14 protein-coding genes are annotated in these 19,473 nt (G+C 73.5%); 8 read left to right on the forward strand and 6 right to left on the reverse strand.

Going from position 1 to position 19,473, the window contains the following annotated elements; genetic code table 11:
• Nucleotides 1–1,540 (forward strand): SulP family inorganic anion transporter (locus LQ51_RS05905; protein WP_046563677.1); only part of this gene is annotated, 1,540 nt, incomplete at its 5' end.
• 69 nt (nucleotides 1,541–1,609) lie between these two features.
• Here LQ51_RS05905 and LQ51_RS05910 read toward each other — a convergent pair.
• Nucleotides 1,610–2,320, reverse strand: a complete 711-nt coding sequence (locus LQ51_RS05910; protein WP_046563648.1) for a hypothetical protein — start codon at nucleotides 2,318–2,320, stop codon at nucleotides 1,610–1,612.
• Between the two features lie 85 nt (nucleotides 2,321–2,405).
• On the reverse strand, nucleotides 2,406–4,253 hold the full coding sequence (ilvD, locus tag LQ51_RS05915) for a dihydroxy-acid dehydratase (protein ID WP_082159288.1): 1,848 nt from the start codon (nucleotides 4,251–4,253) through the stop codon (nucleotides 2,406–2,408).
• A 73-nt stretch (nucleotides 4,254–4,326) separates the two neighbouring features.
• On the opposite strand from ilvD, the gene LQ51_RS05920 reads away from it, so the two are divergent.
• The 5 genes from LQ51_RS05920 (at nucleotide 4,327) to serA (ending at nucleotide 13,062) form a co-directional block, all read left to right on the forward strand.
• A complete protein-coding gene (locus tag LQ51_RS05920) occupies nucleotides 4,327–6,807 on the forward strand; it encodes a putative bifunctional diguanylate cyclase/phosphodiesterase (RefSeq protein ID WP_046563650.1) in 2,481 nt (826 codons plus the stop codon).
• A 180-nt stretch (nucleotides 6,808–6,987) separates the two neighbouring features.
• On the forward strand, nucleotides 6,988–8,910 hold the full coding sequence (locus LQ51_RS05925) for an acetolactate synthase large subunit (RefSeq protein WP_046563651.1): 1,923 nt from the start codon (nucleotides 6,988–6,990) through the stop codon (nucleotides 8,908–8,910).
• Nucleotides 8,911–9,031: 121 nt separating this feature from the next.
• Entirely contained in the window at nucleotides 9,032–9,547 is a 516-nt protein-coding gene (gene ilvN, locus LQ51_RS05930; protein WP_046563652.1) for an acetolactate synthase small subunit, read from the forward strand.
• A gap of 58 nt (nucleotides 9,548–9,605) precedes the next feature.
• Entirely contained in the window at nucleotides 9,606–10,619 is a 1,014-nt protein-coding gene (gene ilvC, locus LQ51_RS05935; RefSeq protein ID WP_046563653.1) for a ketol-acid reductoisomerase, read from the forward strand.
• An 844-nt stretch (nucleotides 10,620–11,463) separates the two neighbouring features.
• The gene (gene serA, locus LQ51_RS05940; protein ID WP_046563654.1) at nucleotides 11,464–13,062 is read left to right on the forward strand and encodes a phosphoglycerate dehydrogenase; all 1,599 of its coding nucleotides are present in this window, start codon (nucleotides 11,464–11,466) and stop codon (nucleotides 13,060–13,062) included.
• A 134-nt stretch (nucleotides 13,063–13,196) separates the two neighbouring features.
• Here the strand turns inward: serA and LQ51_RS05945 are convergent, their stop codons facing one another.
• The gene (locus LQ51_RS05945) at nucleotides 13,197–13,553 is read right to left on the reverse strand and encodes a hypothetical protein (RefSeq protein WP_197087539.1); all 357 of its coding nucleotides are present in this window, start codon (nucleotides 13,551–13,553) and stop codon (nucleotides 13,197–13,199) included.
• A gap of 377 nt (nucleotides 13,554–13,930) precedes the next feature.
• The gene (locus LQ51_RS05950; RefSeq protein WP_046563656.1) at nucleotides 13,931–14,803 is read right to left on the reverse strand and encodes an FAD:protein FMN transferase; all 873 of its coding nucleotides are present in this window, start codon (nucleotides 14,801–14,803) and stop codon (nucleotides 13,931–13,933) included.
• Between the two features lie 222 nt (nucleotides 14,804–15,025).
• On the opposite strand from LQ51_RS05950, the gene LQ51_RS05955 reads away from it, so the two are divergent.
• Both LQ51_RS05955 and LQ51_RS05960 read left to right on the forward strand, forming a co-directional pair.
• Complete coding sequence (locus tag LQ51_RS05955; RefSeq protein ID WP_046563657.1) at nucleotides 15,026–16,057, forward strand: 3-isopropylmalate dehydrogenase; 1,032 nt, start codon at nucleotides 15,026–15,028, stop codon at nucleotides 16,055–16,057.
• 201 nt (nucleotides 16,058–16,258) lie between these two features.
• Nucleotides 16,259–17,356 carry a branched-chain amino acid aminotransferase gene (locus LQ51_RS05960; protein ID WP_046563658.1) on the forward strand — a complete coding sequence of 366 codons (1,098 nt, stop codon included), beginning with the start codon at nucleotides 16,259–16,261 and terminating at the stop codon, nucleotides 17,354–17,356.
• 805 nt (nucleotides 17,357–18,161) lie between these two features.
• Here the strand turns inward: LQ51_RS05960 and LQ51_RS05965 are convergent.
• A complete protein-coding gene (locus tag LQ51_RS05965) occupies nucleotides 18,162–18,902 on the reverse strand; it encodes a tyrosine-protein phosphatase (RefSeq protein ID WP_046563659.1) in 741 nt (246 codons plus the stop codon).
• Between the two features lie 65 nt (nucleotides 18,903–18,967).
• Nucleotides 18,968–19,426, reverse strand: a complete 459-nt coding sequence (locus LQ51_RS05970; protein ID WP_046563660.1) for a PRC-barrel domain-containing protein — start codon at nucleotides 19,424–19,426, stop codon at nucleotides 18,968–18,970.
• Between the last annotated feature and the right edge of the window lie 47 nt (nucleotides 19,427–19,473).

Here is a 19,473-nt window from a genome sequence, read left to right on the forward strand (position 1 = left end):
GGTCACCGCCGTGGTCGCCGGCGCCGTCGCCGCGATCTTCGGCGGCTCCAACCTCCAGGTCTCCGGCCCCACCGGGGCGATGACCGTGGTGCTGGTGCCGGTGGTGCAGCGCTTCGGGGCCGGCGGCGTGCTGATGGTCGGCGCGCTGGCGGGGCTGCTGCTGATCGGCCTCGCCCTGGCCCGCCTCGGCCGGTACGTCCGCTACCTGCCGGCCCCGGTGATCGAGGGCTTCACCGCCGGCATCGCGGTGGTCATCGCCCTGCAACAGGTGCCGGCGGCGCTCGGCGTGACCGGCGCACACGGGGAGAAGGTCTGGGCGGTGGCCGCCGACGCGGCCGCCCGGTTCGCCGCCCAGCCGCGGCCGGTGCCGGTCGCCCTGGCGCTCGGGGTGGCCGCGCTGATGCTGCTCGGCGCCCGGTGGCGCCCGGGTGTGCCGTTCTCGCTGCTCGGGGTGGCCGCCGCCACGGTCCTCGCCGAGCTGGCCCCGGTCGACCTGGTCCGGATCGGGCATCTGCCGCAGGCGCTGCCCGCGCCGTCGCTGGCCTTCCTCGACCTCGGTGCGCTCGGCACGCTGCTGCCCAGCGCGCTCGCGGTCGCCGCGCTCGCCGCGCTGGAGAGCCTGCTCTCCGCGACCGTGGCCGACGGGATGACCGTCGGGCAGCGGCACGACCCGGACCGGGAACTTTTCGGCCAGGGCCTGGCCAACCTGGCGGCACCGCTCTTCGGCGGCATCCCGGCCACCGCCGCCATCGCCCGTACCGCCGTGAACGTGCGCGCCGGCGCCTCCTCGAAGCTCGCCGCGCTCACCCACGCCGTCGCGCTCGCCGCGATCGTGCTCGCCGCCGCACCGCTGGTCGGCCGGATCCCGCTGGCCGCCCTGGCCGGGGTGCTGCTCGCCACCACCGTCCGGATGGTGGAGGCGGCCTCCCTCCGGGCGCTGCTGCGGGCCACCCGGGCCGACGCGCTGGTGCTGGTGCTCACCTTCGCGGTCACGGTGATCTGGGACCTGGTCACCGCGGTGGCGGTCGGGCTCGCCGTGGCGGTGGTGCTGGCCCTGCGCGCGGTGGCTCGCAGCGCGCGGCTGGAGCAGGTGCCGCTCGACCAGGGCGAGCACAGCGTCGAGGAGCACGCCCTGCTCGCCGAGCACATCGTCGCGTACCGGCTGGACGGGCCGCTCTTCTTCGCCGCCGCGCACACCTTCCTGCTGGAGTTGGCCGAGGTCGCCGACGTGCGGGTGGTGATCCTGCGGATGTCGCGGGTGTCCACCGTCGACGCCACCGGCGCGCAGGTTCTCGGCGACGCCATCGACCGGCTGCGCGGCCGGGGCATCACCGTGCTGCTCTCCGGCATCACCCCCGGCCACGACCAGGTGCTCGGCACCCTCGGCGTCGCCGCCGAGCTGCGCCGCGACGGCCTGGTCTTTCCGGACACCCCGGCCGCCATCCGGTACGCCCGGGACGTCGTCCTCGCCGCGGCACCGGCCCCGGCTCCCGCCGCCCCGAGCGCCCGCTCCCGCACGCCGAACCGGCCGCACAGCTGAACCGCCCCGGCCGGCGGGGCCGGCGGCGTCCGCCCAGTGATGCCGTGGCCCTGCCGTTCGACCGAGCGGTCAGCCGGGCAGGGCGCCGAGGTTGGCCAGCAGCTCCCACCGCTCGGCCTCGGTGAGCACCGCGTACGCGGGCGCGTCGCGCCGGTCGGTCTCCGCCTCGATGGCCGCGCGTTCCGGGCCGTCGGGCAGCGCCCGGATCCCGTCGGCGGTCAGCCCGGCGGCCCGCCACGCCGCCCGGTGCGCGTCGGCGCGGTGGTGGCGCAGCGAGCCGAGCCGGGTGGTCAGCAGCACCGCCGGGGAGGCGCCCTCCGGCTCGTACGGCGGGGACATGGCCCGGAACACCGGCCCGCCGGTGGCCTGCCCGTGCGCCAGCACCCGGCCGACCAGCTCCGCCAGCCGGGGCACGATGCTCAGGCCGGGCAGCACCCCGGGCAGCCTCGACCACAGCTCCTCGGCGGCCTCGCCGGTGGCCCGCTGCGCGAAGAGCGCCAGCTCGCGGCCCAGGTCGGTGAGGTGCCACGCGCCGTCGTCAGCGCGGACGAAGATGCCCCGCGCCAGCTCCGCGTCCATGCTGCCGTCGGTGTAGACCAGGCCGTCGGTGAGCGCCTCGGCGGACATCGGCCGGGCCAGCACGCCGGAGAAGAAGCTGTTCTCGGCGCCGAGGGCGCAGCCACGCTCGGCGTAGAACGCCTCCATCCGGGCCCGGGCCGCCCAGCGGGCACCCACGTAGACCCGGTCGATGACCGGTCGGATCAGTCGCGCGTAACTCACCGTCGTTTCCACGCCGCCGCACCCTACCGGCGGCGGGCGTCGCGCGGGGCCCCGTGGACCCGGCGTCGCGCGGGGCCCGCCCGGCTCACTCGGGGACGCGGCGGTACGCGCCGTCGCTGGCCGAGGTGGCCATCGACGCGTACGCCCGCAGCGCCGCCGACACCGGCCGCTGCCGGTCCACCGGGGTGTACGGGCGGTCCCGCTTCTCCTCGGCCGCCCGGCGCGCCGCCAACTCGTCGGCGGGCACGTTCAGCTCGATCGACCGGCCCGGGATGTCGATGACGATCTCGTCGCCGTCGCGCACCAGCGCGATCAGCCCGCCGGAGGCGGCCTCCGGGGAGACGTGCCCGATGGAGAGCCCGGAGGTGCCACCGGAGAACCGCCCGTCGGTGAGCAGCGCGCAGGAACGGCCCAGCCCGCGGCCCTTGAGGAACGAGGTCGGGTAGAGCATCTCCTGCATGCCGGGGCCGCCCTTCGGGCCCTCGTACCGGATCACCACCACGTCCCCCGCGACGATCTCCTTGGCGAGGATCGCGGTCACCGCGTCGTCCTGCGACTCGTAGACCTTGGCCGGGCCGCGGAACGTCAGGCACTCCTCGGGCACGCCGGCGGTCTTCACCACGCAGCCGGCCGGCGCCAGGTTGCCGTGCAGGATGGCCAGCCCGCCGTCGGCGCTGTACGCGTGCTCCCGGTCGCGGATGCAGCCGCCGGCCGCGTCGGTGTCCAGCGACGACCAGCGGTTGTCGGTGGAGAACGGCTCGGTGGTGCGCACCCCGCCCGGGGCGGCGTGGAACAGCTCGACCGCCTCGCGGGTGGCCGAGCCGCCGCGCACGTCCCAGTCGGCCAGCCAGCGGTCGAGGCTGGGGGAGTGCACCGCGCGCACGTCGCGGTGCAGCAGCCCGGCGCGGTCCAGCTCGCCGAGGATGGCCGGGATGCCGCCGGCCCGGTGCACGTCCTCCATGTGGTACTGCGGCGAGTTCGGGGCGACCTTGGCCAGGCAGGGCACCCGGCGGGAGATCGCGTCGATGTCCGCCACCGAGAAGTCCAGCTCCGCCTCGCGGGCGGCGGCCAGCAGGTGCAGCACCGTGTTGGTCGAGCCGCCCATGGCCACGTCGAGGGCGACCGCGTTCTCGAACGCCGCCCGGCCGGCGATGGCGCGGGGCAGCACCGAGGCGTCGTCCTTCTCGTACCAGCGCTTGGCGATCTCGACGACGGTGCGGCCGGCCTCGACGAAGAGCGACCGGCGCGCGGCGTGGGTGGCGAGCGTCGACCCGTTGCCGGGCAGCGCCAGACCGATCGCCTCGGTCAGGCAGTTCATCGAGTTGGCGGTGAACATGCCGGAGCAGGAGCCGCAGGTCGGGCACGCCGAGCGCTCGATCTCGCCGAGCTGGTCCTCGGTGACCGCCTCGTTCGAGGAGGCGATCATCGCGTCGATCAGGTCGATCTTGGAGTGGACGACGCCCTCGATCGCCACCGTCTTGCCGGCCTCCATCGGGCCGCCGGAGACGAAGACGGTCGGGATGTTGAGCCGCAGCGCGGCCAGCAGCATGCCCGGGGTGATCTTGTCGCAGTTGGAGATGCAGACCAGGGCGTCCGCGCAGTGCGCGTTGACCATGTACTCCACCGCGTCGGCGATCAGCTCCCGGCTGGGCAGGGAGTAGAGCATGCCGCCGTGGCCCATCGCGATGCCGTCGTCGACCGCGATGGTGTTGAACTCCCGGCCGACCCCGCCGGCCTCCGCGACCGCGTCGGCGACCAGGCCGCCGAGGTCCTTGAGGTGTACGTGGCCGGGGACGAACTGGGTGAAACTGTTGGCGATGGCGACGATCGGCTTGCCGAAGTCGTCGTCGGTCATCCCGGTGGCCCGCCACAGGGCCCGGGCGCCGGCCATCGTCCGACCGTGGGTGGAGGTCCTCGACCGCAGCTCAGGCATGGCTACCAGTCTTGCACCGCCCGGGGTGCCGACCCAGCGGCGCGGGGTCCGTGTCCCAACAGTTGCGCACCCGATGCCCCACGGGGTGCGCCCATCCGGCACAGTTGAGGTCGTGCATCCCTCGCCGGGTCTGGTCGCCGTCGCGGCGCTGAGCGGGCTGGCCGCCGCCGGCGCCGTCGCGCTGCTGGCCGGGTCGGCCCACCGCCGGGTGGGGCCGCACCGGCAGGCCCACCTGCTGCTCGCCGCGGCCGCCGGGACGGCGCTGCTCAGCCTGCTCGTCGGGGTCACCACCGTCCTGCTCGCCGTGCCGCACTGGGCGCACGAGCAGGGGCACCGCACCCACTGGGCGACCCTGGTCTCGATCGGCAGCGCGGTCAGCGCACTGGCTCTGGGCGCCGCCCTGCTGCGCCTGCCCGGCGCGGCGGCCACCCGGGCGGCCACCGCCCGGCTGCTGCTCGACGGCGTGATCATGGGCAGCGCGCTCTGGTTCGTCGGCTGGGTGCTGTTCAGCGCGCCGACCCGGCTGCTCGGCGCGGCCACCCCGATGGCCTGCCGGCCGATCGTGCTGGCCACGGTGAGCGCGGCGATCACCGCCGGGCTGACCCTGATCATGGTGCTGCGGGCCGCTCCGCCCGGTGGCCGGCTGCTGCTGCTCGGCACCGGGGTGACCGGGGTGAGCGTCGGCGGCCTGGGCGTCAGCGCCGGGCTCTGCCAGGGCGGGCCGGGCATGGCGCTGACCGGCGCCGCCGTGCTGGCCGGGGGCCTGCTGGCCGTCGCGCTGGCGGTGCACCGGGTGGACCTGCCGGGGCAGTTCGACGTCGACCTGATCCGCCGCGACGGCGAGTACGCCTTCGTGCCGATGTTCGCGATGGCCGCCTCGGCGATGTACCACCTGGCCCAGGGCGGCCGGTTCGACGCCTTCGGCATCGTGGCCGGCAGCGTCGAGGGTTTCGCCCTGGTCGCCCGGCAGTACCTCGCCCTCAACGACGTCCGCGGCTACGCCGGCCGGCTGGCCGAGCGGGAGGCCCACTTCCGCGAGCTGGCGCACACCGACCCGCTCACCGGGCTGGCCAACCGGCGCGGGCTGCTGCGGGCGCTGCACCGCTGCGCCGAGGCGGGCGTGCCCTGCGTGCTGCTCGGGCTGGACCTGGACGGCTTCAAGAACGTCAACGACATGCGCGGGCACGACGTCGGCGACGCGGTGCTGGCCGAGGTGGGCCGGCGGCTGCGCGGCAACCTGCGCCCCGGTGACCTGGCCGCCCGGCTCGGCGGGGACGAGTTCGCGGTGCTCATGCACGGCGTCGACGACCCCGGCCCGGTCGCCGAACGGCTGCTCGGGGTGCTCGGCCGCCCGTACGAGGAGGGGGACGGGCCGATCTTCCTGTCGGTCAGCATCGGGGTGGCCGGCACCTGCGGGGAGACCGAGGTCGAGCTGCTGCTGCGCAACGCCGACCTGGCGCTGCGCTACGCCAAGCAGCGCGGCAAGAACCGGATCGAGCGCTACGACGCCACGTACGACCAGCTGCTGCGCCGGCGCACCCGGCTCGAGCACGAGCTGCGCGGCGCGATCGAACGCGACGAGCTGCGGCTGGCCTTCCAGCCGGTGGCCTCGCTGCCGTCGGTGCGCCCGGTGGGCGCGGAGGCGCTGCTCCGCTGGCACCACCCGGAGCTGGGCAATGTCCGCCCGGACGAGTTCATCCCGCTCGCCGAGGAGTGCGGGATGATCTCCAAGCTGGGCGCCTGGGTGCTGCACCAGGCCTGCTACCAGCTCTCCCGCTGGCTCGCCGACGGGCACGACGTCTGGGTGTCGGTGAACGTCTCCCCGCGCGAGCTGCACGCACCCGAGTACGTCGTCCAGGTCGCCGACGCGCTGCGCGCGCACCACGTGCCGCCGCAGCGGTTGGTGCTGGAGGTCACCGAGCACGCCGTGGCCACCGACCTGGACGAGCTGATCCGGCGGCTCAGCGCGCTGCGGCTGACCGGGGTGCGGATCGCGCTGGACGACTTCGGCGCGGGCTACTCCTCGCTCGGGCAGCTGCGCCGGCTGCCGATCGACATCCTCAAGATCGACCACGGTCTGGTGGCCGAGCACGAGCCGGTCCGGCCGGTCGGCCGGGACGGCCCGGCGTTCGCCCCGATGGTGGACATCGTGATGCGCCTCGGGCACCACTTCGGCCTGGAGGTGATCGCCGAGGGCGTCACCAACCCCACCGAGCTGGCCGCGGTGGTCGCCGCCGGCTGCCGGTTCGGGCAGGGTGCCCTCTTCGGGTGGGGCGTACCCGCCGAGCACCTGGAGGCGATGCTGGAGGCAGCCACCTCGCCCGGCGCCCGGCCCGCCACGCTGCCGCCGGCCCCGCCGCCCCCGCCGGTCCGCCCCGGGCCGTCTCCGCTGCTGCCCCGGCTCCGGTCGAATCCCCCCGCGCCGCGTCCCCCGATCGAGGGATCAGCCCAGGTGGCGACGGGTGGCGAGAGCACGTCGAGAGCCGACACGCCCACCTCCGTGAACCAAAATGTGGGATCAGTTGACTCATCGCGTGAGATGCGTCAGGCTTAGCCACATGTCGTCGATCCGGTCGCTGCGAGTACTTACCTGAGCGCACTCTCGCTGACCGAGAGTGCGCTGGCCCCGTGCATCCTGCACGAGGGCTTTTTTGTTGCCGTCAGACCATCGCCGGGACGCCCGCGTCCCTTCTGAGAAGCGCATCACCCACTCCAGCCGAAGGCCTGAACCGCCATGACGAGACCCACGCCAGAGACCCTCGCCCACTCCGTCCGGCGGGCCCGCCCGGCCACCGAGCCGGCCGGCGACCCCGAGCACGCCCCCGCCCCCCGCCCCGGCGCCACGCCGGCCGCCCCGGCCGTGACGTCCCGGGGCACGGACGCCCGCACCGCGACCGAACGGCAGCCCACGCCGGCCCAGGTCTCCGGCGCCGGCTCGCTGGTCCGCTCGCTCGAGGCCCTCGGCGTCGACGTCGTCTTCGGCATTCCCGGCGGGGCGATCCTGCCGGCGTACGACCCGCTCTACGACTCCACCGTCCGGCACATCCTGGTCCGCCACGAGCAGGGCGCCGGGCACGCCGCCACCGGCTACGCCCAGGCCACCGGCAAGGTCGGTGTGTGCATGGCCACCTCCGGGCCGGGCGCGACCAACCTGGTCACCCCGATCGCCGACGCGTACATGGACTCGGTGCCGCTGGTGGCGATCACCGGCCAGGTGGCCCGCCCGTCGATCGGCACGGACGCCTTCCAGGAGGCGGACATCCAGGGCATCACCCTGCCGATCACCAAGCACAACTTCCTGGTGCAGACCGCCGAGGAGATCCCGCAGGTGCTCGCCGAGGCGTTCCACCTGGCCGCCACCGGCCGGCCCGGCCCGGTCCTGGTGGACATCCCCAAGGACGTGCTCCAGGCGCCGACCACGTTCTCCTGGCCGCCCACCCTGGACCTGCCCGGCTACCGGCCGACCCTGCACCCGCACGGCAAGCAGATCCGGGAGGCGGCCCGGCTGATGAGCACGGCCCGCCGCCCGGTGCTCTACGTCGGCGGTGGCGTGCTCAAGGCCGGCGCCACCGACGGGCTGCGCAAGCTCGCCGAGCTGACCGGCATCCCGGTGGTGACCACCCTGATGGCGCTCGGTGCGTTCCCCGACTCGCACCGCCAGCACCTGGGCATGCCCGGCATGCACGGCACCGTCGCCGCCGTCTACGGCCTGCAGAAGGCCGACCTGATCGTGGCGCTGGGCGCCCGCTTCGACGACCGGGTCACCGGCAGGCTCGACTCGTTCGCGCCGGACGCCGCGGTCGTGCACGCCGACATCGACCCCGCCGAGATCGGCAAGAACCGGCACGCCGACGTGCCGATCGTCGGCGACGCCCGGCACGTGATCGACGAGCTGATCGCCGCCGTCACGGCCGAGCGCTCGGCCCGGCCGGCCGCCGACCTCGGCGACTGGTGGACCCAGCTCGACGACCTGCGCCAGCGCTACCCGCTCGGCTACGAGGAGCCGGCCGACGGCACCCTCTCCCCGCAGTACGTGATCAAGCGGCTGGGCGAGATCGCCGGCCCGGACACCGTCTACGTCGCGGGCGTCGGCCAGCACCAGATGTGGGCCAGCCAGTTCATCTCGTACGAGAAGCCGTACACCTGGTTGAACTCCGGTGGCCTCGGCACCATGGGCTACGCCGTCCCGGCGGCGATGGGCGCCAAGGTCGGCAAGCCGGAGACCACGGTCTGGGCGGTGGACGGCGACGGCTGCTTCCAGATGACCAACCAGGAGCTGGCCACCTGCGCCCTGGAGGGCATCCCGATCAAGGTCGCCGTGATCAACAACGGCAACCTGGGGATGGTCCGGCAGTGGCAGACCCTGTTCTACGGGGAGCGCTACTCCAACACCGAGCTGGGCACCCACAAGCACCGCATCCCGGACTTCGTGAAGCTCGCCGAGGCGCTCGGCTGCGTCGGGCTGCGCTGCGAGAACGCCGCCGACGTCGACAAGACGATCGAGGCGGCCATGGCGATCAACGACGCGCCCGTGGTCATCGACTTCGTGGTCGGCAAGGACGCGATGGTCTGGCCGATGGTGGCCGCCGGCACCAGCAACGACGAGATCATGTTCGCCCGGGGCGTCCGCCCCGCGTTCGACGAGGACGAGCTCTAGTCATGACCGAATGCACCGAGCGCAGCGAGGGCCGTGAGGGCATGACAAGGAAGGCGCTGGTCATGACCGAATGCACCGAGCGCAGCGAGGGCCGTGAGGGCATGACAAGGAAGGCACAGCCATGACGATGCACACGCTGTCCGTGCTGGTGGAGAACAAGCCGGGTGTCCTGGCCCGGGTCTCCGGGCTGTTCTCCCGGCGCGGGTTCAACATCGACAGCCTCGCCGTGGGCGAGACCGAGAACCCGGACGTCTCCCGGATCACCATTGTGGTCAACGCCGAGTCGTCCCCCTTGGAGCAGGTCACCAAGCAGCTCAACAAGCTGGTCAACGTACTCAAGATCGTGGAGCTGGACCCGCAGGTCTCGGTGGCCCGGGAGCTGCTGCTGGTCAAGGTCAGGGCGGACCGCAACGCCCGGGGTCAGGTGCTGGAAACGGTCGCCCTGTTCCGCGCCCGGGTGGTCGACGTCGCGCCGGACACGCTGACCATCGAGGCCACCGGTACCCCCGACAAGCTCGACGCGCTGCTGCGTGACCTGGAGCCGTTCGGCATCAAGGAGATGGTCCAGTCCGGCACGGTGGCGATCGGACGCGGTTCCCGCTCGATCACCGCCGGCCCGGCGCTGCGCGCCGCCTGATTCGTACCCACCAGATTTTCGACGGGCCGTCGGGCACCGCCGTAGGAAAGGGAAGTCAATGAGCGTTGAGGTGTTCTACGACGACGACGCCGACCTGGGCCTGATCCAGGGCCGTAAGGTCGCCGTGATCGGCTACGGCAGCCAGGGCCACGCCCACGCGCTGTCGCTGCGCGACTCCGGCGTCGACGTGGTGATCGGCCTGCCCGCCGGCTCGAAGAGCCGGCCGAAGGCCGAGGAGCAGGGCCTGCGGGTGCTGACGCCGGCCGAGGCGGCCGCCGAGGCCGACGTGATCATGATCTTGGCACCGGACACCGCACAGCGGGGCCTCTACGCCGAGGCGATCGCCCCCAACCTCGCCCCCGGCAAGGCGATCTTCTTCGGCCACGGCTTCAACATCCGGTACGGGCTGATCAAGCCGCCGGCCGATGTGGACGTCGCGATGGTCGCCCCGAAGGGCCCCGGTCACCTGGTCCGCCGCCAGTACGTCGACGGCAAGGGTGTGCCCTGCCTGGTCGCCGTCGAGCAGGACGCCAGCGGCAACGCGTTCGGCCTGGCCCTGGCGTACGCCAAGGCGATCGGCGGCACCCGGGCCGGCGCGATCCGGACCACCTTCACCGAGGAGACCGAGACCGACCTGTTCGGCGAGCAGGCGGTGCTCTGCGGTGGCGCCGCGGCGCTGGTGCAGACCGGCTTCGAGGTGCTCACCGAGGCCGGCTACGCCCCCGAGGTGGCCTACTTCGAGTGCCTGCACGAGCTGAAGCTCATCGTCGACCTCATGTACGAGGGCGGCATCGCCCGGATGCGCTACAGCATCTCCGACACCGCCGAGTACGGCGACCTCTCCCGCGGCCCCCGCGTCATCGACGCCCGGGTCAAGGAGGAGATGCGCAAGATCCTCGGTGAGATCCAGTCCGGCGAGTTCGCCCGCGAGTGGGTCGCCGAGGACGAGGCCGGCCGGCCGAACTTCGCCAAGTGGCGGGCCGAGGGTGCCGCGCACCCGATCGAGGAGACCGGGCAGAAGCTGCGGGCCATGATGAGCTGGGTCGACCGGCCCATCACCGAGACCGCCTGATCAGCCTTCCCCGCACGGGGGTACCGCGGCCCGCGACCCGACGCTCTCCCCGGCGTCGGACCGCGGGCCGCGGCCCGTTCCCCGCCACCCGCCCCGTCCGAGACGGCCCCGTCCCCACCGACCCGACGTGACGGGCCCCGGTTCGGCGGGCGCGAGCCCGCTGACACCCGACTGCGGCAGGTCGGCCCTTCCCCCGCGACGGAGGCACCGAGATGCGGCGGGTCGGCCCTTCCCCCGCGACGGAGGCACCGAGATGCGGCGGGTCGGGCCTTCTCGCGTGGCGGAGGCACCGAGATGCGGCGGGTCGGGCCTTCTCGCGTGGCGGAGGCACCGATATGCGGCGGGTCGGGCGGGCCTTCCCCCGCGACGGAGGCACCGAGATGCGGCGGGTCGGGCCTTCTCGCGTGGCGGAGGCACCGATATGCGGCGGGTCGGGCCTTCTCGCGTGGCGGAGGCACCGATGTGAGGCGGGTCGGGCCTTCCCCCGCGACGGAGGCACCGAGATGCGGTGGGTCGGGCCGTCCCGCGTGGCGGAGGCAGCGAGACGCGGCAGGTCGGCCCGTCCTGGGGACGTCTGCGGTCGGCGGGGGTGGGTCCGCCTGGTGGGAGGGGGTGACGGACGCCTCGGGTGGGTTGGCGTGCGTGAACGGCGGATGTCGAGCGTGCGAAGCGGCTGTGTGAGGGCGCTCACCCCGAGGTACGGGACACGGCTGGCGAGCCGCCCCCTACGATCCCTACTAGGTGCGTCAGCCGGCACCTGACGGCCATGGCACAGATCGGCGCAGGGCGCAGCGCGGCGTCCCGCCGCCCCAGGCCGACCAAAACCGAGCGTCTACGAGGACCGATGAATCCTGTCGTACTGATCGCCGAAGAACTCGCTCCTGCCGCCATCGAGGTGCTCGCGCACGACTTCGACGTGCGGCACGTCGACGGCACCGACCGCCCGGCCCTGCTCTCCGCGCTCTCCGAGGCCGACGCGGTGATCGTACGCAGCGCCACCCAGATCGACGCCGAGGCCGTCGCCGCCGCGCCGCGGCTCAAGGTGGTCGCCCGGGCCGGTGTGGGTCTGGACAACGTCGAGGTGCCGGCCGCCACGGCGCGTGGTGTCATGGTCGTCAACGCGCCCACCTCGAACATCGTCTCGGCGGCGGAGCAGGCGGTCGCGCTGCTGCTGGCCGTGGCCCGCAACACCGCCAGCGCCAGCGCCGCGCTCAAGGCGGGGGAGTGGAAGCGGTCCAAGTACACCGGCGTGGAGTTGCAGGGCAAGACGGTCGGCGTGGTGGGTCTCGGTCGCATCGGCGTGCTCTTCGCCCAGCGGATCGCAGCCTTCGGCACCCGGCTGATCGCGTACGACCCGTACATCCAGCCGGCCCGGGCCGCGCAGCTCGGCGTCCGCCTGGTCGGGCTGGAGGAACTGCTGCGGGAGAGCGACTTCATCTCGATCCACCTGCCCAAGACGCCGGAGACGGTGGGCCTGATCGGCGAGAAGGAGCTGGCGATCGTCAAGCCCGGCGTCCGGATCGTCAACGCGGCCCGGGGCGGCCTGGTCGACGAGCAGGCCCTCGCGGACGCGATCGCCGAGGGCCGGGTCGCCGGTGCCGGCGTCGACGTGTACGCCAAGGAGCCCTGCACCTCCTCGCCGCTGTTCGCCTTCGACAACGTGGTGGCCACCCCGCACCTGGGTGCCTCCACCCACGAGGCGCAGGACAAGGCGGGCCTGGCCGTGGCGAAGAGCGTCAAGCTGGCGTTGCAGGGCGAGTTCGTCCCGGACGCGGTGAACGTGCAGGCCGGTGGCGTGGTCGCCGAGGACGTGCGGCCGTTGCTGCCGTTGGCCGAGAAGCTCGGCCGGGCCTTCACCGCCGTGGCCGGTGGGATCGCCGCCAGCGTCAACATCGAGGTGCGCGGCGAGGTCGTCGCCCATGACGTCTCGGTGCTCAAGCTCGCGGCCACCAAGGGGCTGTTCAGCTCGGTGGTGGAGGAGCAGGTCACCTACGTCAACGCCCCGCACCTGGCCGCCGAGCGTGGCGTCGAGGTCACCCTGGCCACCCAGGCCGAGACGGTCGACCACCCCAACCTGGTGACCGTACGCGGCGCGCTGCCGGACGGCCGGACGGTCAGCGTCTCCGGCACGGTGACGCACACCGGCAGCCGGGACGTCATCAAGCTGACCGAGGTGGACGGCTTCGACGTGGAGATCGGCGCCGAGGGCATCCTGGTCTTCCTGCGCTACGCGGACCGGCCGGGCGTGGTCGGCACGGTCGGCACGCTGCTCGGCGCGGCCGGCGTGAACATCGCCGCCATGCAGGTCGCCCGCCGGGAGGCCGGTGGCGAGACGCTGATGACCCTCACCGTCGACCAGGCGCTCGGTGCGGATCTGCTCAGCTCGGCCGCCGACTCGATCGGCGCGGTGGCGGCCAGCGCCGCCGACCTGCGCGACGAGTAGGTGCGGTAAGCGCCGCCCTACGTGCGCGGCGGCTAGGTACGGGAAGCGCCGCACCTACCCGCACGGCGGGGAGGTGCGGGCAGCACGGAGCGGGGGCCCGGCCGGACGGCCGGGCCCCTCGTCGTCCGCGCTGCTCAGCTGCGGACGCGGGCCGGCGGCGGGTACACCGAGCCGTCCTGGACGTCGAAGAGCATCAGGTCGTGCTCGCCGGCCAACCGCTCGATGTCGAGCAGCACCTGGTCCTCGCAGGTGGCGAAGAGGCTCATGCCCACGTGGTCTGCGGCCGCGTGCAGCGGGGCGACCTCCCACGGGGTGCCGGGGCCGGCCGGCCGGTCCGGGTACGCCGCGGTGATCGCCCGGTAGAAGCCGACCACCCGGGGATCGGGGTGGTGGTCGACGTGCCGCCCTTCGCGGCACCGCCGCACCGCTTCCCGTACGTCGTCGGGCGTGGCCCCGGACGGCAGGGCCCACACGCTCAGATCGAAACTCACGGCGGACAGCGTGCCATCCCGCTCCGCCGCCGTCACCCCTGCCCCGCCACTGGCCGACCGGGCGTTGACCGGCCCGGCTGCGGCGACGGTCCGCTGTGGAGACTCTTGCGTCGAGTTGCGTCGATTCGCTAGCGTACCGGTGCGGTCACTGGCTGAGTCGAAACTCCGACCCGTCTTCGGGTGACGCGGTCGCAGTCCCGGCCCACCAGCCCGCACCCCTCGATTGCGCGAGCCACGCGCACTCGTCGCTGACCGGCCCCCACGGTCGTTGCCGAGACCGTGGGGGCCGATCGCGGGCCGTGCCCGGGAAGCCTTGCCGGTGCGGCGGGTGAAGCCCGGAACGCCCGCGGGCGCGGGGGAATGTCCAGAGGCGACGGTCAGCGTCGGCGGTGCGCGAAGAGCGCCTGGTAGTCCGAGCCGTTGCGGAACCAGGCCAGCCCTGCCGGCCCGGCCGCGTAGAGGGCGGTGGCGTAGGCGTCGGCCACCGCGAGGTTCGGCCCCACCACGGTGGCGGCGACGAGCTGGTCGGCCGGCTCGCCGGTGTGCGGGTCCACCACATGTCCCCGGCGCCCGCTCACGCCGGAGGTGCCCACCGCGCCGGCCGTCATCTCCAGCACCAGCGGGGTGCGCCGGGGGTCCGTCGGGTGGTGCACGGCCACCCGCCACGGGCCGCCGTGCGCGGCGTGCCCGCGTACCGTCAGGTCGGCGCCGCTGAGCACGGCGTAGTCGTGCACGCCGGCGGCGCGCAGCCGGTCCGCCGCCTGCTCCACCGCCCAGCCGCCGAGCAGGCCGCCCGGGTCGAAGCCGCCGGGCACGGCCCAGGCGTCGAACCACCCGTCGGTGGCCGCCCGCATCGCGGCGCAGCGGTCCACCAGGTCGGCCAGCGGGGGGTACGACTCGGGGCTGATCTCGCCCCGGCGCAGCATCGAGACCAGGCTGTCTGGGCGGTTCGGTCCGTACGTCAGGTCGATGGCCCGCAGTTCGGCGACCGCGTCGCGCAGCGCCGCCCCGACGACCCGGCGGCCGAGCCAGTCGGGGGCGTTGAGCAGCAGGGTGTACTCGGCGGTGGAGGTACGCACGGTGTGCTGGACGCTGATCCGGTCGGCGGTGCCGGAGCCGGCCCGGTCGAGCCGGTGGCTGGGGGCACCGAGGCGCAGGTCGGGACGGCGGCTGTGGAAGGTCGACTGGTCGACCCACCGGGTTCGGGGCTGCTCGTCGGCCCAGCGGGCCCGCCGCGCGTCGATCCGCATCGCTCCGCTCCCTCGCTGGCGGCACCGCAGCGCCGCGGCGAAGCCGGTCCCCGGGCCCGTCGTCGGCCCGCTGCCCTGACCCTAGGGTGCGGAGATGATCGCCGCATGAATCGCACCTGGGAGCATGCTGTGTATCGTGCTTCCCAAATTATGGAAGGCGCGTACCGGGAGCCGGGACGGCGACGTACCGTTGCGCAGAACGACGAGGTGAGGGAGCGCCAGGTGGCACGGATCGCGGTGGTGGCCGGGGACGGCATCGGGCCCGAGGTGGTCGGGCAGGCCCGCAAGGTCATCGACGCGGTGCTCCCCGGCGTGGCGGCCACCGAGTACGACCTCGGCGCGGCCCGCTACCACCGCACCGGCGAGGTGCTGCCCGAGTCGGTCCTCGAGGAACTGGCCGGGCACGACGCCATCCTGCTCGGCGCGGTCGGCGACCCGACCGTGCCGCCGGGGGTGCTGGAGCGTGGTCTGCTGCTCAAGCTCCGCTTCGCCTTCGACCAGTACGTCAACCTCCGCCCGTCCCGGCTCTGGCCGGGGGTCGCCGGCCCGCTGGCCGCGGTGAAGCCGGGCGAGGTCGACCTGGTCGTGGTCCGCGAGGGCACCGAGGGCCTGTACGCCGGCGCCGGCGGCGCCCTGCACCGGGACACCCCGGCCGAGGTGGCCACCGAGGAGAGCCTGAACACCCGGCACGGCGTGGAGCGGGTGATCCGGGACGCCTTCGCCCGGGCCCGCCGCCGCGAGCGGCGCAAGGTGACCCTGGTACACAAGACCAACGTGTTGACCCACGCCGGCTCGCTCTGGGCCCGGGCGTTCGAGGCCGTGGCGGCCGAGCACCCGGACGTGACGACGGAATACCAGCACGTCGACGCCGCCGCCATGTTCCTGGTGACCAACCCGCAGCGGTACGACGTGGTGGTCACCGACAACCTGTTCGGTGACATCCTCACCGACATCGCGGCCGCGGTGACCGGTGGCATCGGGCTGGCCGCCAGCGGCTGCATCAACCCCGAGGGGCGCTACCCGTCGATGTTCGAGCCGGTGCACGGCTCCGCGCCGGACATCGCGGGCCGGGGCGTCGCCGATCCGGTCGCCGCGGTGCTCTCCGCCGCGCTGCTGCTCGACCAGCTCGGCCACGCCGACGCCGCCGGGCGGGTCACCGCCGCGGTCGCCACCGAGCTGGCCGGGCGTACGCCGGGCACGTCGCTGCGCACCGAGGAGGTCGGCGACCGCCTCGCCGGGTACGCCGTAGCCTGACCGGGCCGTCACTCGGCCCGGTTCCGGGCCGCCAGACCCGTGCCGGGCTGAACCCGCCCGGTCGTCGTAGCCCAGCCACCCGGCTCCATCGATGTGTCGGGCCGGTGCTATCCGCTGAACGACCGTTCGGGGTAAGTTTCTGGCACCAGTGACGCCGGCGTGCGATCCCGCACGCCGTGGACCCGCAGGGAGGTCAGCGCGATGAGCGGTGGTGACATGCTCGATTTCGAGATCCGTCCGAATCCCGCGCCGGTATCCGCCGCCGACCGGGCCGCCCTGCTGGCGAACCCGGGCTTCGGCCGGGTGTTCACCGATCACATGGTGACCATCCGCTACGCCGAGGGCAAGGGCTGGTACGACGCCCGGGTGGAGGCCCGTGCCCCGATCCCGATGGACCCGGCCTCCGCCGTCCTGCACTACGCGCAGGAGATCTTCGAAGGGCTGAAGGCGTACCGGACCGGGGACGGATCGGTGACCATGTTCCGTCCGGAGGCCAACGCGGCCCGCTTCGTCGCCTCGGCGCACCGCCTGGCCATGCCGGAGCTGCCCCCGGAGATGTTCGTCGAGTCGCTGCGCCGCCTCGTGGAGATCGACCAGGACTGGATTCCGGAGCACGAGGACGCCAGCCTCTACCTACGGCCGTTCATGTTCGCCAGCGAGGTCTTCCTCGGCGTCCGCCCGGCCAACGAGTACCTCTACTGCGTGATCGCCTCACCGGCCGGCGCGTACTTCGCCGGTGGTGTGAAGCCGGTGACGGTCTGGGTCTCCCCGGACTACACGCGGGCGGCGCCCGGCGGCACGGGCGCGGCCAAGTGCGGCGGCAACTATGCGGCCTCGCTGGCCGCGCAGGCCGAGGCGATCGAGGCCGGCTGCGACCAGGTGGTCTTCCTGGACGCCGTGGAGCGACGCTTCGTCGACGAGTTGGGCGGCATGAACGTCTTCTTCGTCTACGACGACAACACGCTGGTCACCCCGCCGCTGACCGGCACCCTCCTGCCCGGCATCACCCGCGACGCGATCCTCACCCTGGCCGCCGAGGCGGGGTACCGGGTGGCGGAACGGCCGGTGAGCTTCGCCGACTGGCAGGCCGACGCTGCCAGCGGCCGGCTCCGCGAGGTCTTCGCCTGTGGCACCGCCGCGGTGATCACGCCGATCGGTGGCGTGCGCTTCCCGGACGGCGAGTTCCTGATCGGTGGCGGCGAGTCGGGTCGCTCCACCATGGCCCTGCGGCAGCAACTGGTGGACATCCAGCGCGGCCGTGCCGAGGACCGGCACGGCTGGGTGCGCAAGGTGCTCTGACCCCACGGTCCACGTCGACGGCCGGCACCCCTCGGTGCCGGCCGTCGACGCGCCGCTGGTCGCCGGAGCCCCGCGGGCCCCGTGACCACTACTACGGCCCTCCGCGAAGCTGACCTTTCCGTTTGGCTGGCCTTTCCGCGTGGCTGGCGTTCCGCGAAACTGGGCCTTCCGCTGGCCGGCCTTTCCGCGATGCTGGCCCTTTCGTGACGGCGGCCTTTCCGTGATGCTGGCCCTTCCGTGACGCCGGCCTTTCCGCGATGCTGGCCCTTTCGTGACGGCGGCCTTTCCGTGATGCTGGCCCTTTCGTGACGCCGGCCTTTCCGCGATGCTGGCCTTTCCGCGATGCTGGCCTTTCCGCGAGGCTGGCCCTTCCGCGACGCCAGCCTTCGCGAGGCGGCGTTTCCGTGTGGTTGGCATTCCGAGTGGCCAGGGTTCCGCGCGGCCAGCCTTCCCGCTCGGCCGGCAACCCCCGCTGCGGCGCCTACTGACCTGATGTCGTAGACGATTCAGCATGTGCAGCGGCGGACAGCTTTCGCCGTCTCCGCCGGGAGCCGCGGTGATGGTCGCCCGGGTGGCCCGGCTGAGTCGTTCACGACATCAGGTCGGTAGGCACCGAGAGGGGTAAGGCCGGCGCGGGCGAGTCCGGTCACTCGGCGTCCGTCGACCGACCGTTGCCGGCGAGGACAACCCGCCGGAGCGCCTTCGCCCGAGCCGAGGACCCGCTCCGGGCGCGTTCGTCCCGAGCCGAGGACCCGCCGGAGCGCCTTCGCCCGAGCCGAGGACCTGTCGGAGCGGCGGCCCTGGGTCAGGCGAGCAGGTGGGCGCGGAGCGCGTCGAGCTGGGCGTCGGTCACCCCGGCGTGACGCAGGTAGCCCTCGATCGAGCCGTACCCGGCGCGCAGTTCGGTCAGGAAGAGCGTCATGGCCTCGGCGGGGGAGGCGAGGAACGGGCTGGGCAGCGGATCGGCCTCCGGCATGGTGGCGGCGATCCAGGCGCTGAACCGCTCGGACGCCTCGGTGCTGAGCGCGTAGTCGGCGGCGATGGCGTCGTCGGCCACGCCGAGCACCCCGAGGACGAGCGCGCAGACGATGCCCGTGCGGTCCTTCCCGGCCACGCAGTGCACCACCACGGGGGCGTTCGCGCTGTCCGCGATGAGCCCCACCGCCTCGGCCAGGCCCGCGGTGCCGGTCTGCGCGAGCGCCGCGTACCGGTCGGCGAGCCAGCGGGCCAGGTCCTCGTGCGGCTGGTACGACACCTCGGCCCAGCTCTGGTGCTCGGGGTGGATGTGCCGGTAGGTGAGCCCGTCGTACGCGGGCACCCGGCCGTCGCGGGTCATCTCGCTGGGGCGGCGCAGGTCGATGACGGTACGGATGCCCAGCGCGGTGAACGCGGCCCGGTCGGTCTCGTCGATGCGGTGCAGGGAGTCGGAACGGAAGAGCCGCCCGCGGCGTACCGTGCCGCCGTCGTGGCCGGGGTGACCGCCGACGTCACGGAAGTTGAACAGGGCGGGGAAGGGGCTGCGGTGCGGGGTGTCCGTGGCGTCCACCCTGACACGGTAACGGCCGGTGGGACACCGTGGTGCCCCACCGGCCGTCGGTGCAGGTTTCTCCGTTACCGGGCGGTACCCGGCGGGATCGACGAGTAGGTGTCGTCGTAGTAACCGCCGAGCTTCTCCCGGTACGCCGGGTCCGTGTCGGTCGACTCGTCGTACTCGGGCGCGGCCTTGATCTGGTCCTTGCTCCGGTCGACGTAGACCTTCCGCTCGTCGTGGTCGACGTGGTTGACGGTGCCGGCCGGCAGCATGACCTTCTTACCGAAGATCCACGGACCGGTGTCCACCACGAGGAAACTGGAGTTCACCTCGTGACTGGCCCGGTCCACCTTGCCGATGCCACCGTCAGTCGCCTCCACCTTGTAGCCGACCAGGTCCATGCCGGTCACCCCGGCCTCGTCCCGGTAGCTCCACGGATCGAAGCGCCCGGCGGGCACGCCGCCCGCGAAGGCGCCCTGACCACCCTGGGTCAGCGGATCCGGCGTCCCGTGGGTCGTTCGAGGGTCGAGCCGCTCCATGGCGTCAACACTCCCTTTCTCGACTTATGGGGGATGTGCCTGTCGAC

Origin of the sequence: Micromonospora sp. HK10 (genome assembly GCF_000982955.1) — a bacterium.
Taxonomy (GTDB): domain Bacteria; phylum Actinomycetota; class Actinomycetes; order Mycobacteriales; family Micromonosporaceae; genus Micromonospora.

Coding starts and splice junctions, on each gene's coding strand:
- ilvD (WP_082159288.1), bottom strand. CDS start 4,253: ATGCCTGAGCTGCGGTCGAGGACCTCCACCCACGGTCGGACGATGGCC.
- LQ51_RS05920 (WP_046563650.1), top strand. CDS start 4,327: ATGCCCCACGGGGTGCGCCCATCCGGCACAGTTGAGGTCGTGCATCCC.
- LQ51_RS05925 (WP_046563651.1), top strand. CDS start 6,988: ATGACGAGACCCACGCCAGAGACCCTCGCCCACTCCGTCCGGCGGGCC.
- ilvN (WP_046563652.1), top strand. CDS start 9,032: ATGACGATGCACACGCTGTCCGTGCTGGTGGAGAACAAGCCGGGTGTC.
- ilvC (WP_046563653.1), top strand. CDS start 9,606: ATGAGCGTTGAGGTGTTCTACGACGACGACGCCGACCTGGGCCTGATC.
- serA (WP_046563654.1), top strand. CDS start 11,464: ATGAATCCTGTCGTACTGATCGCCGAAGAACTCGCTCCTGCCGCCATC.
- LQ51_RS05950 (WP_046563656.1), bottom strand. CDS start 14,803: ATGCGGATCGACGCGCGGCGGGCCCGCTGGGCCGACGAGCAGCCCCGA.
- LQ51_RS05960 (WP_046563658.1), top strand. CDS start 16,259: ATGAGCGGTGGTGACATGCTCGATTTCGAGATCCGTCCGAATCCCGCG.
- LQ51_RS05970 (WP_046563660.1), bottom strand. CDS start 19,426: ATGGAGCGGCTCGACCCTCGAACGACCCACGGGACGCCGGATCCGCTG.